This is a genomic window from Paenibacillus sp. D9 (genome assembly GCF_001188365.1).
In the GTDB taxonomy this organism is placed as follows: Bacteria; Bacillota; Bacilli; order Paenibacillales; family Paenibacillaceae; genus Paenibacillus_O; species Paenibacillus_O humicus.
The window spans coordinates 2998389-3012735 of the sequence record NZ_JZEJ01000001.1 but is presented as its reverse complement, the minus strand read 5'-3'; the positions used below and the strand labels follow the sequence as shown (position 1 = coordinate 3012735).

Genomic DNA, 14347 nt, shown 5'->3' with positions numbered 1-14347 from the left:
GCACACATTCGCGCTTCCTTCGCCTTGGCGGGAGGGAAGCTCGTTTTTTCATCCGCAGCATCCGGACAAGCAGCCGCGCTTGCCACAGTAATGAACAGGAGGGTGAAGACAATGGGATTCGCAACGGAATTCAATTCGGTATGCAAGTTCAAGTCGGAGCAGGAGCTGTACGAGCTTCTGGAATACGGCAAAGGAAAAATGATGAAATCGGGGTTCCGGGTGTTCCCGGCCGGACAGAAGGTCATCGCCTATACGCCGGGCAACCAGGCCATCGCCATCGTGAAAATCCTCGCTTCCATCGCGGAGATCAACTTCCAGGGCGAGGAAGTGACGCAGGTGGAGATGGAGCTCGTCCGCAAGCTGACGGAAGAAGAGTCGCGCGTGCAGACGGCGCTTGCCCATGAAATGTTTTTCGGCGGCCGGGGATGATTGTCCGCTTCGGCTTTGTCGCCATGAGCCTGCTGGTGGAGAACGCTTCTTCATCGCGCACCATGACCTATAAGAATTTCTCCAAGCTGGAGGATCGCGAGGCGGCGCTGCGCAAGCTGGAGCGGATCGCCGAGGAAAATCTGCACAGCGCCCTGCGCATCATGCGCAACAACCGCTACGCCGGCATCCACGTCTATCGGTTCTCCTCGAAGATCATACCGCTGGCGACGCATGACGCGCTCGCGGATTGGGATCCCTACTCCGCTCTGGCTCCTTCCTTCGCCGAAGTCGGCGCGTACGCGCGCGAGACCGGCATGAGGGTCAGCTTCCATCCCGACCACTTCTGCGTGTTCAGCACGCCTCGCCCCGAGGTGCTGAGAAGCTCGGTCAGGGATATGGAGTATCATGTGCGGATGCTTGAGGAGATGGGACTGGACGAGAAGTATAAATGCAATATCCATGTAGGCGGCGCGTACGGGGACAAGCCCGTCTCCGCCGAGCGGTTCATCGCGCAGTTCGGAGCCCAGGATGCCAGGCTGCGCGGGCGGGTGACGCTGGAGAACGACGACAAGACGTTCAACGTCCGCGAGACGCTCGACATCGCCGAGAAGGTCGGCAATCCGGTCGTGCTGGATATCCATCATCATGCGGTCAACGACGGTGGCGAGACGAAGGAAGCTCTTTACGGGGAGCTGTGGCCGCGCATTGTCGCCACCTGGAACCGGGAGCAGCGGCGGCTTGGACTGGACGGAGGAGCGTCAGGCCTGCCGCCGAAGATCCACGTCTCCAGTCCGAAGAGCCTCAGCGATCCGAGAGGCCATGCGGACTTCGTGGAGCCGGGTCCGCTGCTGGAATTCCTGCGCGGCGTGAACGGCTCCGTGGAGCTGCTCGACTGCATGATGGAATCCAAGGCGAAGGACCAGGCTCTGGTGACGCTGATGGAGCATTTCCGCGGGCTCGAGGCGGCGGGAGAGGGAATCCGTGTCCTGGACGGCGGCACGATCGAGGTCATGTAAAGGCCGGGAACAGTGAACGGGCACGAATCGCCATCCGCTCCGGCGGAGGGGGATCCGTGCCTTTGCCGCGCAAGCGGCGTTTGAGGGATACAGAAGGAGGGAATACCTATGCTGGAATGGGTCCTGATCGTACTTACAGGCGTTGTCGCTTCCATATTCGGCAGCATTGTCGGTCTTGGAGGAGGCATCATCATCGTGCCGGTCCTGCTGCTGCTCGGCGAGCGCCTGACGGGAGCGCCGATACCGGAGGCGACGGCCGTCGGCACTTCGCTTGCCGTGCTCATCGTGACCGCGCTGGCGTCGTCGATGACGTACGCCAAGCAGCGCAAGGTCGATTTCCGCAGCGCGTGGATGCTCTTTATCGCCAGCGGTCCGGGAGCGATGATCGGCTCGGCGCTGACTTCCCGGTTCCATGGCGGCGCCTTTCAGCTCAGCTTCGGCCTGTTCATGCTGCTTATGGCCGTGCTGCTCATCTTGCGCGACCGAATGAATCCGCTTACAATTGAATGGCCGATCTCCCGCAGGCTGACCGACGGCACAGGCGCGACGTACGAATACGGCTACAGCCTGCCGCTGCTGCTCGTAATCGGCCTGCTGGTCGGACTCGTGTCGGGATTGTTCGGCATCGGAGGAGGCTCGCTGTTCGTCCCCGTCATGGTCATTCTGTTCCGTTTCCCGCCTCATGTGGCGACGGCGACGTCCATGTTCGTCATTTTCCTGTCGTCCATTCTGGGCAGCGGCGTGCATGGCGCCATGGGGGAGATCGACTGGCTGCTCGTGCTTGCCCTCGCTCCCGGCGCATGGGCGGGAGGCAAGGCCGGCGCATGGATCGCAACCCGCATGAGCGGACGCAGCATCATGTGGCTGCTGCGCGCGACGCTGCTCGTGCTGGCCGCGCGGCTCATCTGGCAGGGCTGGTCCGCCCTTTGAGCGGGCGCGCAATCGGAGAGCCCTGCAGCCGGTCCCATTTGCAACAGAATCCGAATGCGGATCGTATACCTTGTAGACAACCGGCTGAAGCCGGAGGATTTTCGATATAGAGACAAATAGAAAGAAGTGAGCAGGATGAACGAACCGGTAGTCGGGAGCAAAAGTTTTGCCGCCGTGGCCATCAACTGCGCCTCCAAGGCGGGCGAGTGGATCAAGACAAAGCTGGGAAACTACCAGAGGCTCGACGAGAAGATGTCGCCTCATGATCTCGTCACCGAGGTGGACAAAGGCTCGGAGAAGCTGATCCGCAGCCTCATCATGATGAATTTCCCCTCCCATTCGTTTCTTGGGGAAGAAGGAGTGGAGCCGGGGCCGGAGGCGTCGGCCAGAGCTCTTGAGAGCGTGCGCGACGCCGAGTACCTCTGGATCGTGGATCCGGTGGACGGAACGACGAACTTCGTGCACGGCTTCCCGTTCTTCGTCGTCTCCATCGCGCTGGCGCACAAGGGGGAGATCATCCTGGGCGTCGTCTACGACCCGTCGGCCGACGAGCTGTTCATCGCGGAGAAGGGGAAGGGCGCCTACGTGCACGGGAAGCGGATGAGCGTATCGGGAGAGGAAACGCTGCGCAGCAGCCTCGTCGCCACCGGCTTCCCGGCCGAGCACAGGACGGCCCTGCCGCGCAATCTCGAACAGCTCCGGCGGATCGCGCCGAAGGTGCGCAACATCCGTTCATCGGGCTCTGCCGCGCTGCATCTCGCTTATGTGGCGGCAGGCCGGCTGAGCGGCTTCTGGGAGATCGGGCTGAACAGCTGGGATATCGCGGCGGGCGCTCTGCTCGTGCAGGAGTCGGGGGGCGCCGTCGGCGATATCGACGGGACGCCGTATCATCTCGGCGTGCGCGACGTCGCCGCGACCAACGGGCGGATCCATGGCGAGCTGCTGGCGGAGCTGGCCGACTGACGGCTGCTCCAGCGGCGCAGAATCAAAACGAAAAAGCCGGACCTTGCATGATGAAGATGCGACAGGTCCGGCTTTTTTTTCAGGAGCACGGCCTCGTTTTGAAGCCGCATGGCAGGTATTCTTCGGATGCTGCGCGGCAGGAAAAGAAGGGAGGACGATGGGAATGCGGATCGGAGATGCGAGGGGGCTGGCGGCCGAATGGGTCCGAGAGCAGGGAGCGTCTGGAGAAGGATTCGTCGGTGCCTACCTGGGAGGATCGACGGCATCGATGCCGGAGGAGGCCGAGCTGCCTGCCGGCTCCGATATCGATGTGTTCGTCGTGCTGGAAGGAGAGGCGGCGCCTCCCAAGCTCGGGAAGTTCATCTATGGAGGAGCTTTGCTGGAAGTGACATACCTGCCCTGGAGCGAGCTGGATTCGGCGGAAAAGGTGCTCGGCTCCTATCATCTGGCGGGTGGCTTCCGGAACGACCGGATTCTGGCGGATCCGTCGGGACGGCTTGGCGTCATCCAGCGGGAGACGGCCCGCAGCTTCCAGGACCGCTTTTGGGTCGAGCGGCGCTGCCGGGATGCGCTGCAGAGGGCGAAGGACGGCCTGAGCCGGGCGGAGCCCGAGCTGCCGTGGCATGACCGGGTGACGGCGTGGCTGTTCCCGACCGGCGTCGCTGCCCATGTCATTCTGACCGCGGCTCTTCGCAATCCGACGATCCGGCTGCGCTATTTGGCGGCGCGCGGCGTGCTGGAGCAATACGGCCTGAGCGGCTGTTATGACGAGCTGCTTCAGCAGCTGGGCAGCGCCAAGCTGCGGCAGGCGCGCGTCGAGCATCATCTGGCCGGACTTTCCCGAACCTTCGACGCGGCCGCAGCCGCCGCGCGGACGCCGTTCTTCTTCAGCTCCGACATCACGCCCGAAGCAAGGCCGATCGCAATCCAAGCCAGCCTGGAGCTGATCCGGTCCGGCAACCACCGGGAAGCGTCCTTCTGGATCGCCGCTACTTACGCCCGCTGCCGCAAAATTCTGTACGCGGACGCGCCGGAGCTGCTGAAGCCGCTCGCTCCGGATTTCGACGAGCTTATGGATGACCTTGGAATACGCTCGCAGGCCGATCTGGAGCGGAGGGCGCAGCGGACGCTGGCCTACTTGCCGAGGCTGGAGGAGATTGCGGCGACCATCATGGAGCGGAACCCCGACATCTCCGGGTGAATAAGCGCCTGATGGCGGCATAGGCTGTCTTCGGATGGGGAGGACCTCGAAGGAGGCTGTCTCGGCCAAGACTGATTTCCAGCTGCTTGCGGTCGATGGTTGACTTGTTTTGAACATGGCTTTCAAGGGCAAAATAGGCTACACTACAATCAGGAAAACATGACAGTTCGCATGGGAGGAATACACATGACGGAAGCACACGAGCAAGCAGGCGCGGAAGCGGCTGAGCAGCAGGAAGCGGCCGAGCAGCCGAAGAAGATGACGCTGGCTGAAGCCGCCAAGCTGAAGCTGCAGCAGAAGAAGCAGGCCCAGGCGGTCGGCAAGCAGGGACAAGCAGGCGGAGCCCAGGGCGGCGCCAAGGAGCTGCGCAGCCAGCTGAACAAGAAGCCGAACAATCAGCGCAGGCGGATGGGTGTCTGACGGATGAGCTCATCGTATGAGAGCGACAAGGCCGAGCGGCTGAAGCGCAACGCAGCGGCGATCATGAACAAGATCAAGCCCGACGCCCGGTACGGCGACCGCGTGCCGCCGGGGCAGACGGTGACCGACCGGTTCCCGATTCTCCATGAGGGAGAGATTCCCGTCTATGAGATGGACAAGTGGGATCTGCGGGTGACCGGAGCGGTAGACGGCGGAGAGAGAACCTTCAGCTTCGCGGAGCTTGAGGCGCTGCCCCGGGTCAGCATGACGCGGGATATCCACTGCGTGACCCGCTGGTCCAAGATGGACACCGAGTGGGAAGGCATTCTGTTCCGGGATTTTCTGAGCCTCGCCGGCATCGAGCCTTCACCGGACGCCCGCCACGTCATGGTCTACGGCGATCATGATTATGAGACCAACCTGCCGCTGGCCGATCTCATGGGCGACGATATCCTGCTTGCCTTCAAGTTCGCAGGAGAGCCGCTTACGGCCAAGCACGGCGGGCCGCTGCGCCTCGTCGTGCCTCACCTGTACTTCTGGAAGAGCGCCAAATGGCTGCGCGGCTTCGAATTCATGACCGAGGACAGGCCCGGCTTCTGGGAGCGCAACGGCTTCCACAACACGGCGGATCCTTTCCTCGAGCAGCGATATTCCGAGCCCGGCTTCGAGCTGCCGGAGGATGAATGGGTCCACAAGGATTACGACTGAAGCATTCCGCCTAGGGATGAAGAAGACCGGGGGCATGAGCCTCCGGTCTTCTCTTTGCGTACATATATGGAGTTCAGGGGTTGCTCCGGCGTGCACGCTCCGCTGTGCGTAAGCCGGAAGGGGCGAAGCCATTTGCTTGTCGTTCAGCCGGCGTCCCGTCCATAAAGCTCTTTTGCATTTTTCCTTAATCTGCTAAAGTATCCTGTAGACAATCTCGGAAGGAACGTCGGATTTCGTCCCTACCGGCCGGGTCATAAAGTAGTTGTTCCATCACTATTACACGGGCATATGCCTGAATGGAGCCGTTGTTCATGCCGGTGTTTTCTTGGAAGAGAGCCCTTTGGCAAGGAGCTGCAATCGCTGTGGGCGCGGGAGCGGCGGGCTTCGTTTATCCCGCATGGCTCCGGCTGAGGGAAGTGTATTTCGTGCCGGATGATTTTCAGTATCGCGACAGCCGCTTTGTCGTCGCTGGCGGCAATACGGTTCTGTGGATCGCGGCGGCCGCCGCGGTGCTCGCGGGAATTACGGCGCTGTTCGCCGGAATCAAGTGGGCGGTCTGGCGGAGGTCCGCGCGGAGCCGGCTCCAGAACTAAGCGGCTGCCGTGAGCGCAGGAAGGGGCCAAGCCCAAAGCTAATAGGCCCAAAGCCTGAGGCTTATAAGCCCAAAGCCCATAAGCCCTGGCTGAGAAGCCCAAAGCCCAAGCCCTAGTTCATAGCCCAAAGCTCAAAGCCCAAAGCCCAAGCCCTAGTTCATAGCCCAAAGCTCAAAGCCCAAAGCCCAAAGCCCAAAGCCCAAAGCCCAAAGCCCAAGCCCTAGTTCATAGCCCAAAGCTCAAAGCCCAAAGCCCAAAGCCCAAAGCCCAAAGCCCAAAGCCCAAAGCCCAAAGCCCGCCTTTCCTTTTCCAGGGAAAGGCTTTTTATTTTTTTCTGCGCTGGGAATGATATGTCCAGGTGGCATCCAAATTCATTTGACATTATAATTGTTAAACTGTATAAATATATTATTGTTTAATTAAGGGGAGGCCATCATGGAGACAGAGGTCAAACGTTTCCAGGAAGCAGTACAGACCTTCATGCACAAGCTCCAGAACGCGCTGGCCGATGCATTCAGGGACAGCCCGTTGACTCTGCCCCAGATGTTCATGCTCAAGCAGGTTCAGCTCAACGGACCTTGCAAGCTGGCGGCGATCGCGGAGAAGATGGAGGTCAAGCCGAGCGCGGTCACAGTCATGATCGATCGTCTCGAGAACGGCGGTTATGTGCTTCGGCACCATGACACGGTCGATCGCAGATCGGTACTGGTCGAGATTACGCCAAGGGGAGAGGAGGCTCTCGAGGAAGGACACCGGGTGAGAGAAGAGCTGCTTGGCCGGTATCTCACGCGGCTGACGCCGGAAGAGGTCGTCACGATTACGGAACTGATGGAGAAGCTGACATCGGAATCCTAACCTACAGGTAAAAGGGAGAAGAGAGAGACATCATGGAACATTTATCCCACAAGCGGAAACTATCCATCATGATCGCCGTCATGGCGGCCATGTTCTTCGCTGCCATCAACCAGACCATCACCAGTACAGCGATGCCGAGGATCATCTCCATCCTGAACGGAATGGAATACTACACCTGGACGATCAACATTTATCTGCTGACGTCCACCATCGCCACGATTCTCGTCGGCAAGCTGTCCGACATGTTCGGCCGCAAGCCGTTCATTCTGATCGGTATCTTATTGTTCATCATCGGGGCGTTCCTGACGGGCACCTCGACCGATGTGTTCCAGTTCATCATTTACCGCGGTATCCAGGGCATCGGCGCCGGCATCATCCAGTCCACCGCCTTCATGGCGGTCGGCGACCTGTTCCCTCCGCGGGAGCGGAGCAAATGGATGGGTCTGATGACAGCCGTATTCGGCTTCTCCAGCGTCATCGGCCCGACACTTGGCGGCTATCTCGTCGACCATATGGATTGGCACTGGCTGTTCTGGATCTTCCTGCCGCTCGGCATCGTGGCCTTTGTCATGATTCTGATGCTGTTCCCGAAAGTGGAGCGCAAGCCGGGGGAGAAAGTCGATTATCTCGGCTCGCTGTTCATGACGACGACCATCGTGCCGCTGCTGCTCGCCTTCTCCTGGGCAGGCACGAAGTACGATTGGGGCTCGGTCGAGATTCTCAGCCTGATCGGAGGAGCCATCCTGTCGGGGGTTGTCTTCGTCTTCATTGAACGGTACGCCAAAAACCCGATCCTGCCGCTGCATCTGTTCAAAAACGGCGTGGTCACCGTGTCCAACATCATCGGCTTCTTCATGAACTTCGGCCTCATGGGCGCGATGATCTATCTCAGCTTCTTCGTTCAGGGCGTGCTCGGCATCTCCGCCACCTACGCCGGCTACGTCACGATGCCGATGTCGATCTTCATGGTCGTCACCAGCGCCCTGATCGGCCAGCGCATCTCCAAGAGCGGCAAGTACAAGCGCTACGCGCTGATCGGCGTGCCGATCATGATTCTCGGCATGGGCATCATGATCATCATGAACAGCGTCTGGATGGCCGTGCTCAGCATGTGCATCTTCGGCATCGGCCTCGGGATGGGCATGCCGGTATTCTCGCTGGCGACGCAGAACGCCGTATCCCACAAGGAGCTTGGCGTCGCTACAGCCTCCTCGCAGCTGTTCCGGAACCTGGGCGGCACGATCGGCATCGCCGTCATGGGAACGGTCATGTCCAACAACCTCGCCCGTCATCTGAAGCAGGCGCTGACATCCGCGGATGCGCCGGATCTCAGCAAGCTGGATCCGGAGGTCGCCAAGAAGATGGTCGAGTTCGCGAATCCGCAGACGCTCATGAACAGGCCGCTGATCGAAGCGACCGAGAAGAGCCTTCCGGAAGAGGCGCGGGTCATCTTCGTCCAGATGATCGACCGTATCCGCGACGCGCTCGGCGACACGCTGTCGCTCGTGTTCGCGACCGGCACAGGCGTGCTCTGCATCTCGCTGGTGCTGGTGTTCTTCCTGAAGGAGCTTCCGCTGCGGACGACGAACCAGGCGCAGGATGCCGTGGTCGCAGCCGAGAGCGGCTCGAAGCCGGAGCCCGGCACGAATTGATGGTTTCGAGCATCATCCCCGTGGACTTTCTTCCACGGGGATTTTTTGCGCGATGATTAATCCCGTGGACTTTCTTCCACGGGGATTTTTTTTGCGCAATGATTAATCCCGTGGACTTTCTCCGTAGGGAATTTTGTTGCGATGATCAAAACCCGTGGAATTTTTTTCGGGGAGTTTTGTTGCGAGAGCAAAAAGGGAAGCCCCTTCGCAGGGGCTTCCCTTCTTTTTGAGGCGCAGCCATCCGGCTTACCGTCCCAGCCGCTCCTCCAGCTCCGCAAACGAAACGACTTCCGCATGGCCGGCAAAGTCCGGAACGCCGGAGCAGACGGACAGCTTGTAGCCCGGATCGAGCTCGTACTGGCGGAAATGCGCCGCCATGGGCAGAGCGGAGTCGACCGCAATGGAGCCGTCCGTTCCCATCCGCATGGCAAACGAGTCCAGCGGCAGCGACAGGCCTTTGCCCACGAACTTGACATAGCTTTCCTTGAGCGTCCACAGGTCGTAGAAAAACGCCAGCCTCTCATCGGGCGGACAAGACTGCAGGCTGCCGACCTCCGCAGGCGCGAAAAACGACTCGGCGATTTCCATGGCGGCGGGACGGATCTCCTCGATGTCGATGCCGACCTCGGCCCGCTGCGAGAAGGCGGCTGCGGCCCATTTCCCCGCATGGGAGACGTTGAACGCCCAGCTCCCGCCGCTTCGCAGATACGGCTTGCCGTATTCGCTGCAGGCGAACTCGATCTCCGCAGCGGCAAGGCCGCATTTGTCCATGAGCACCGTCCGCGCCAGGAGGTCGGCGACCAGCGACCGGAGCGCGTCCTCCTGCCGATGATAGCGGAGAATCCGCCTCCGTTTTTCCGGTCCGGCCAAGGCTGCAAGCTCTTCAAGCCGGCTTCTTTCCAAGCCGGAAGGGATCTCGACCGCGTAAATCTCCACCATGGCAACAAATCCTCGCTTCCGATTGCATTTACGAAATCTTCTCTCATCTGACGACTACTTCGACGCTCCCATTATCGAATCCTGTCGTTTGCCATGGCGCAAGATCTCACAACGCCGGAGCAGGGCGGAAAACCCGCCGCAAGCCCCCCCGTTTCGACGACGGGAAAGGCGGGAAAGCCGCTTCCTTCCTATGTTTCTTGTCGAATCCTCCCGTTAAAAATCACTATTCGAATCAAAAAAATGAGCTATAATGAAAAAGATCAAAATTTGGAGGGGTGATACATTTATGTCACAAAATACTAGATCTGACATCCGTCTGTTCTGCTTTCCTTTCGCGGGGGCGGGGGCCAGCTTCTACAACGGCTGGAACGAGCTTTTGGGCGATTCCGCCGAGGTCGTTCCCATCCAGCTCCCGGGAAGGGAGCGCCAGATCGCCGAGGAGCCTTACCGCCGCATTCAGGCCGCCGCCGACGATTTCGCCCGGATGATCGAGGCGCAGAGCGACGGCAGGCCGGCGGCGCTGTTCGGCCACTGCTTCCTCGGCGCGACGATGGCCTTCGAGGTCGCCAGCCGGCTGGAAACGGGCGGAAAGGTGCCGGTGCTCCGGCTGTTCGTCAGCGCAGCCTCGTCCCCCGGCGGCACGCGAAGCTATTCCATGTCTTCGTATGACGACGACCGGTTCCTGGAGGAGGTCGCCAAGCTGACCGGCTATACGCATCACGCTTTTTCCATTCCGGATCTGAGGGAGCTGCTGATGCCGGCGCTTCGGGCCGACTTCGAGATGGACGAGACCTATGCGGCCATACCGGGAGTCATGCTGAAGGCTCCGATTACAGCCCTGTATGCAGCCGGAGATTCGTTCGTGTCCAAGGAAGCGGTGGAGCGTTGGGAAGACTTCACGACGGGCGGCTTCAAGCTGGTCGAGGTGCAGGGCGAGCATATGTACATCACCGGAACGCCGGAGCAGGCGACAGCCGTCATGGCTCGCGAGCTCGCCGGCAAGGAGGGCGCGCATCCACATGGCTAGGCTCAAAGACAAGGTCATTCTCATTACCGGAGCCGGCCGCGGCATCGGCAGAGCCTGCGCGATTCTGGCCGCCGAGGAGGGCGCCGATCTCGTCCTCACGGATATCGGCGTCCCCATCGATTCCGTGCCGTATCCGCTGTCCTCGTCCGACCAGCTCGAGACGACCGCCCGCAGCTGCCGCGAAGCCGGAGCGAGCGTAGTGGCGCGCCTCGCGGATATGTGCGAGATGGACGACGTCCGGGAGCTCGTGGAGGAGGCGGTCGGCCGGTTCGGCCGCATCGACGCGGTCGTCAACAACGCCGGCATCGGAGCTCCCGCCGGCAAGGCGGCTCATCTGTACGAGAGCGAGGAATGGGAAATTCTGCTCAACGTCAATCTGTCGGGACCATGGAGGGTCATCAAGGCGGCCGCTCCGATCCTGCTGGAGCAGGGGCACGGGAGCATCATCAATATCGCGTCGACCGCGGGGCTGCTCGGCTACAAGCATTTTGCCGGCTACGTCGCCTCGAAGCACGGCCTGGTGGGATTGACCAAGTCGGCGGCGCTGGACTACGCCCCCCGGAACATACGGGTCAACGCCATCTGCCCGGGCCCGGTGTACGACGACGAACGATTGGACGGGCATATGACCAAGGTCGTGGCCGACTCGCTCGGCATCCGGCTGGGCGACCAGGAGGCGATCGATCTGGAATCCGTGGCGCTCAATACCGTCGTCTCGCCGAGGGATGTAGCCGAAGCGATGGTATGGCTGGCAAGCGACGGGTCGCAGAGGGTCACGGGAACGACGATAGCCGTAGATGCCGGATATTCGGCCAAATAGACAGGGGGAATAATAATGAACGCCACACGGATGGCACCGGCTGCGGAGCTTGACCGCGCAGCCGCAACCCAAGTATGGATCATCCGGCTGGACGATCCGGCCGCGGTCGCCCGCAGCGAGCGGCTGCTGCTGAAGGACGCGAGCCCGGACTTCCGCGCCGCCGCCCGAGGCTGGGTGGAGCATGCCTGCTCCCGGGAGGACCTGGAGGTGAGGCTCCGCAGAGAATCGCGGCGCCCGATCGGCCGGAGCGCCAAGATGAGAATCGTGCTCGTGACCTGTGCAGAAGGCGATGCCGGCTTGATTGTCGCGGCAGACCGGGAGTCGGTGCCGGCCGAGCACTTGCTCGCGGCGGGCCGCTATCTCGCCGGCGAGAGCGGGGACTTCTCGCCGGGCGATGCCCGAGGCATCCGGCTGGAGGCCGGACGGCAGCCTTCCTGGGGTATGCCGAGCTGGGACCGCGCGGCGGTATATCCCGACTCGCACGGCTGGATTTTGAGAGATCTTGATTCCGCCGCCGACCCTTCGACTCTCGCCGCGGCCTTGCTGCTCGCGCTGGAACGGTACGGCACCAAAAATGCCTCCATCTATATGGAGGAGAGCGGTCCGGGCTTCCGCAAGGCGGCATCGGGCTCTCTCGACAAAGCCGGGAGGGTTCTGCTGGCGGAGGAGAGCTTCGAACGCTCGGCGAAGTTCGATGGCGGCATCCTCGCGATCGACCTGCCGGATCCGGCGGGAGAGTTCATCCCCTGCCTCGCTCCGCCGCTGCCGGTCACCCTCAGCGCCGTCCGGTCTCAAGGCGTCCTGCGCTCCATCCTCATCGCCGCCAGCGAGAGCGTCATCCATCCGGCCGTCCTGGCCCAGTTCGCCGAGGTCTACCGGTTCTACCTGGAGCGGCTGCTCGCCGGCGCCCAGCCCCCGGAGGCCGGCTGGCCGAGCCTGCCGCTGCCCGAGCTTGAGCCGCAGTCGTCTCCAGCCCCGGTCCCGGCCCTGCGGGGACGCCGGGGGCAGCCGGGAGAGCTGCTGGCCCGAATCCGTTCCGTCGCTAACGCCTGGCCGGACCGTCCGGCCGTATCCGACCAGGAAGGAGGAATCACGTACACCGATCTGGATCGCCGAAGCGATCTCATGGCCCGAAAGCTCATCTCATACGGAGTAAAGGAGGGAACTAAAGTCATCGTATCGCTCGACCAGACGGCAGAGCTGGTCGTCATCCTCGTCGCGGTCGTCAAGGCGGGCGGGACCTATATTCCGGTTGACCCCGGCTATCCGGCGGAGCGGATCCGTTTTGTCATCGAGGATTCAGGGGCAGGCTTCATCGTCACGCGCTCGGAGGAGACTCATTCGGAGCGGACTGTCCGGCGGCTGTCTCCGCAGGAGCTGGCTTCACCCGCAGGCGCGGAGGCGCTGGAGGGCGCCGCCTTGCCCGCCGAGGCGCCGAAGGAGGCTTACGTCATCTACACGTCCGGGACTTCCGGCCAGCCCAAAGGGGTGCTCGTGCCATCGGCGAACATCGTCTCGCTGATCGAGGCCACCGAAGGCGAGTTCAAGCTGAGCGAAACGGATGTCTGGACGATGTTCCATTCCGCCTCCTTCGATTTCTCGGTCTGGGAAATGTGGGGATGCCTGCTCACCGGAGGCCATCTCGTCGTCGTGCCGCGGCCGCTCGCGAAGTCTCCGTACGAATTCTGCGACCTGCTGGCGGCCAAGGGCGTCACCGTGCTGAACCAGACGCCGTCGGCCTTTTATGCGCTGGTCCAGGCGGACGGCGAGCAGAAGCAGGCGAGGCTGGCTTCCGTCCGGCTCGTCGTGTTCGGCGGCGAGGCGCTGGATGCCCGCAAGCTGTCGGCTTGGCAAGAGCGCTATCCGGCCGGCCGCTGCCGGCTGGTGAACATGTACGGCATCACCGAAACGACCGTCCACGTCACGTGGCGGACGGTTCTCCAGAAGGATCCCGGCAGCCTGTCCAAGTCGGTCGGAGTGCCGCTGCAGGGATGGGAGATATCCATCCGGGAGCCGAACGGCTTGCCTTGCCGGTACGGAATGGAAGGCGAAATCTGGGTCGGAGGCGCCGGCGTCTCCAGCGGCTACCTGAACCGGGAAGAGCTGACGCGGCAGCGGTTCGTCACGGACGAAAGCGGCCGGCGCTGGTACCGCAGCGGCGATCTCGGCCGGATGAGGCCGGACGGCAGCGTCGACTACCTGGGCCGAATGGACAGCCAGGTCAAGATCCGGGGCTTCCGGATCGAGCTGGACGAGATCCGCGCCGTCATCGAGAAGCTGCCGCAGGTCCGCAACGCGGCTGTGCTGGTGCATGACGGGGAAGGCGGCGAGGCTTCCCACAAGCAGATTCTGGCTTTCTTCGAGGCTTCCGAGCAGGTCCAGGCCGATCGGATCCGCGCGGAGCTCAAGTCCAGGCTGCCGGAGTATATGCTGCCGGCCCGGCTGATCCGGGTGAACGGCATTCCGCTCACCATCAATGGCAAGGCGGATCACAAAGCGCTGCTGGCGGGACTTCGCCAGCCTGACGAGCAGGAAGCTTCGCCGGCAGCGGCCGAGGCGGCCGGGCACGGCGGCGATGCCTATCTCTCCATCTGGAGCCGCGTGCTCGGGCATGCCGTCGGTCCCGACGACCTTTTCTTCGAATCCGGAGGCAATTCGCTGCTGGCGGTGGAGCTGCTGTCCGCGCTCAAGAAGGATATCGACTCCACGCTGACTTTGCGGGACTTATATATTCATTCCTCGCCGCGCGCCTTGCAAGAATTCATGTCCAAAAAAATACTCGTCTAGGGGGCTG

At 61.9% G+C, this 14347-nt stretch carries 14 protein-coding genes; 13 read left to right on the top strand and 1 reads right to left on the bottom strand.

Annotation, left to right across the window (positions count from 1 at the left end; genetic code table 11):
• Positions 1-111 precede the first annotated feature (111 nt).
• The 10 genes from VE23_RS13695 to VE23_RS13650 all read left to right on the top strand — a co-directional run bounded on the left by VE23_RS13695 (position 112) and on the right by VE23_RS13650 (position 8767).
• Positions 112-429: a hypothetical protein gene (locus VE23_RS13695; RefSeq protein ID WP_048747355.1), complete on the top strand. Its 318-nt coding sequence runs from the start codon at positions 112-114 to the stop codon at positions 427-429.
• Positions 426-1445 (top strand): UV DNA damage repair endonuclease UvsE, encoded by a 1020-nt coding sequence (gene uvsE / locus VE23_RS13690; protein ID WP_021880180.1) that lies wholly within the window; start codon positions 426-428, stop codon positions 1443-1445. The genes VE23_RS13695 and uvsE overlap by 4 nt, the downstream gene beginning before the upstream one ends.
• Before the next feature lie 108 nt (positions 1446-1553).
• Positions 1554-2375 (top strand): sulfite exporter TauE/SafE family protein, encoded by an 822-nt coding sequence (locus VE23_RS13685; protein WP_049868285.1) that lies wholly within the window; start codon positions 1554-1556, stop codon positions 2373-2375.
• Between the two features lie 135 nt (positions 2376-2510).
• Positions 2511-3338: an inositol monophosphatase family protein gene (locus VE23_RS13680; RefSeq protein WP_198156169.1), complete on the top strand. Its 828-nt coding sequence runs from the start codon at positions 2511-2513 to the stop codon at positions 3336-3338.
• A 163-nt stretch (positions 3339-3501) separates the two neighbouring features.
• Positions 3502-4539, top strand: coding sequence for a hypothetical protein (locus VE23_RS13675; protein ID WP_049868284.1), 1038 nt, complete (start codon positions 3502-3504; stop codon positions 4537-4539).
• Between the two features lie 186 nt (positions 4540-4725).
• A complete protein-coding gene (locus VE23_RS13670) occupies positions 4726-4959 on the top strand; it encodes a hypothetical protein (RefSeq protein WP_048747351.1) in 234 nt (77 codons plus the stop codon).
• A gap of 3 nt (positions 4960-4962) precedes the next feature.
• The gene (locus tag VE23_RS13665) at positions 4963-5667 is read left to right on the top strand and encodes a sulfite oxidase-like oxidoreductase (protein WP_021880186.1); all 705 of its coding nucleotides are present in this window, start codon (positions 4963-4965) and stop codon (positions 5665-5667) included.
• A gap of 362 nt (positions 5668-6029) precedes the next feature.
• Positions 6030-6260 carry a hypothetical protein gene (locus VE23_RS13660; protein ID WP_049868283.1) on the top strand — a complete coding sequence of 77 codons (231 nt, stop codon included), beginning with the start codon at positions 6030-6032 and terminating at the stop codon, positions 6258-6260.
• Positions 6261-6695: 435 nt separating this feature from the next.
• On the top strand, positions 6696-7115 hold the full coding sequence (locus VE23_RS13655) for a MarR family winged helix-turn-helix transcriptional regulator (RefSeq protein ID WP_021880187.1): 420 nt from the start codon (positions 6696-6698) through the stop codon (positions 7113-7115).
• A 32-nt stretch (positions 7116-7147) separates the two neighbouring features.
• Positions 7148-8767, top strand: a complete 1620-nt coding sequence (locus tag VE23_RS13650) for a DHA2 family efflux MFS transporter permease subunit (protein WP_049868282.1) — start codon at positions 7148-7150, stop codon at positions 8765-8767.
• A 246-nt stretch (positions 8768-9013) separates the two neighbouring features.
• On the opposite strand, the gene VE23_RS13645 is transcribed toward VE23_RS13650, so the two are convergent.
• A complete protein-coding gene (locus VE23_RS13645; RefSeq protein WP_084781470.1) occupies positions 9014-9706 on the bottom strand; it encodes a 4'-phosphopantetheinyl transferase family protein in 693 nt (230 codons plus the stop codon).
• Between the two features lie 286 nt (positions 9707-9992).
• Between VE23_RS13645 and VE23_RS13640 the strand changes: the two genes are divergently transcribed.
• From VE23_RS13640 to VE23_RS13630, 3 genes are read left to right on the top strand one after another with little or no spacing between them, the layout of a single operon-like run.
• Entirely contained in the window at positions 9993-10733 is a 741-nt protein-coding gene (locus VE23_RS13640) for a thioesterase II family protein (RefSeq protein WP_049868281.1), read from the top strand.
• The gene (locus tag VE23_RS13635) at positions 10726-11553 is read left to right on the top strand and encodes an SDR family oxidoreductase (RefSeq protein ID WP_049868280.1); all 828 of its coding nucleotides are present in this window, start codon (positions 10726-10728) and stop codon (positions 11551-11553) included. Before VE23_RS13640 ends, VE23_RS13635 begins: the two co-directional genes overlap by 8 nt.
• 15 nt (positions 11554-11568) lie before the next feature.
• A complete protein-coding gene (locus tag VE23_RS13630) occupies positions 11569-14340 on the top strand; it encodes a non-ribosomal peptide synthetase (protein ID WP_049868279.1) in 2772 nt (923 codons plus the stop codon).
• Positions 14341-14347: the final 7 nt, after the last annotated feature.

What these genes read in the sequence shown, in the direction of transcription:
- VE23_RS13695 (WP_048747355.1), top strand. Translation starts at nt 112, where the DNA reads ATGGGATTCGCAACGGAATTCAATTCGGTATGCAAGTTCAAGTCGGAG.
- uvsE (WP_021880180.1), top strand. Translation starts at nt 426, where the DNA reads ATGATTGTCCGCTTCGGCTTTGTCGCCATGAGCCTGCTGGTGGAGAAC.
- VE23_RS13685 (WP_049868285.1), top strand. Translation starts at nt 1,554, where the DNA reads ATGCTGGAATGGGTCCTGATCGTACTTACAGGCGTTGTCGCTTCCATA.
- VE23_RS13680 (WP_198156169.1), top strand. Translation starts at nt 2,511, where the DNA reads ATGAACGAACCGGTAGTCGGGAGCAAAAGTTTTGCCGCCGTGGCCATC.
- VE23_RS13675 (WP_049868284.1), top strand. Translation starts at nt 3,502, where the DNA reads ATGCGGATCGGAGATGCGAGGGGGCTGGCGGCCGAATGGGTCCGAGAG.
- VE23_RS13670 (WP_048747351.1), top strand. Translation starts at nt 4,726, where the DNA reads ATGACGGAAGCACACGAGCAAGCAGGCGCGGAAGCGGCTGAGCAGCAG.
- VE23_RS13665 (WP_021880186.1), top strand. Translation starts at nt 4,963, where the DNA reads ATGAGCTCATCGTATGAGAGCGACAAGGCCGAGCGGCTGAAGCGCAAC.
- VE23_RS13655 (WP_021880187.1), top strand. Translation starts at nt 6,696, where the DNA reads ATGGAGACAGAGGTCAAACGTTTCCAGGAAGCAGTACAGACCTTCATG.
- VE23_RS13650 (WP_049868282.1), top strand. Translation starts at nt 7,148, where the DNA reads ATGGAACATTTATCCCACAAGCGGAAACTATCCATCATGATCGCCGTC.
- VE23_RS13645 (WP_084781470.1), bottom strand. Translation starts at nt 9,706, where the DNA reads ATGGTGGAGATTTACGCGGTCGAGATCCCTTCCGGCTTGGAAAGAAGC.
- VE23_RS13640 (WP_049868281.1), top strand. Translation starts at nt 9,993, where the DNA reads ATGTCACAAAATACTAGATCTGACATCCGTCTGTTCTGCTTTCCTTTC.
- VE23_RS13635 (WP_049868280.1), top strand. Translation starts at nt 10,726, where the DNA reads ATGGCTAGGCTCAAAGACAAGGTCATTCTCATTACCGGAGCCGGCCGC.
- VE23_RS13630 (WP_049868279.1), top strand. Translation starts at nt 11,569, where the DNA reads ATGAACGCCACACGGATGGCACCGGCTGCGGAGCTTGACCGCGCAGCC.